The following is an 872-nucleotide window of genomic DNA, read 5'->3' on the forward strand; positions in this document are numbered from 1 at the left end:
CTAGGTTTTGTCTGCATTCATCGTAACCAGATCATGGCACAGGCGAGATGTACGAAGCCAATGAAGGCAGTGATGGTTTTCTCGCAGCGCAGGGCGATGCGGCGGAAGCGTTTGAGCTTGTTGAAGAAGCATTCGACCTGATGCCGCTCCTTGTAGAGCCGCCAGTCGATTGATGGTTTCTTGGTGCGGCTGGGGTTTGCCTTGATCTGCGCGGTCGTGCCGAGATCATCGACGATGAAGGCGCGTAGCGGGTCGGCGTCGTAGGCGGCATCGGCGATGACGTGCCCGACGCCCTGTAAACCAGCCAGGAGGTTCCTGGCTTGCGGGGCGTCGCCATGTTGCCCCGGCGTGGGATGAATGCGGATCGGCAGACCGATGGCATCGACGGCTGCATGCAATTTGGTCGTCAGCCCGCCACGGGAGCGACCGATCGCGGCAGCTTCAGCCCCTGCTTCGACATGCTCAGCACAGGCTCTTTTGCGTCGCTCGCATCGGCGTGGACTTTCGAGATGGTGCTGTCGATCAGGACGTATTCGAAGTCCGGCGTGTCGGTCATGCTATGGAAAAGCCTCTCCCATATCCCTGCGTGCGACCAGCGCCGGAACCGCGCATGAACCCCTGACCATTTGCCGAACACCTCCGGCAGATCCCGCCAGCGTGCTGCGTTTCCCGCCATCCACAGGATCGCGTCCACGAACAGCCGGTTATCCATTCCACTCCGGCCAGGCATCCCCCTGCGTCCGGGAAGGTGACCTTCGATCCGCGCCCATTGCTCATCCGTCAGTGTCCGTCTGCTCACCGCTGGCTCCTTCCTCCAGCCTTGAACCAGAACTTCACATCAAACGGAATCCCTGAATGCAGACACGACCTAG

General features: G+C 60.6%; 1 pseudogene. It reads right to left on the minus strand.

Annotated features, from left to right (window positions below):
• Positions 1-17: 17 nt before the first annotated feature.
• Positions 18-799, minus strand: a pseudogene (locus ABD719_RS18625) (IS5 family transposase).
• Positions 800-872: the final 73 nt, after the last annotated feature.

Origin of the sequence: Sphingomonas cynarae (assembly GCF_039537815.1) — a bacterium.
Classification (GTDB): Bacteria; Pseudomonadota; Alphaproteobacteria; order Sphingomonadales; family Sphingomonadaceae; genus Sphingomonas; species Sphingomonas cynarae.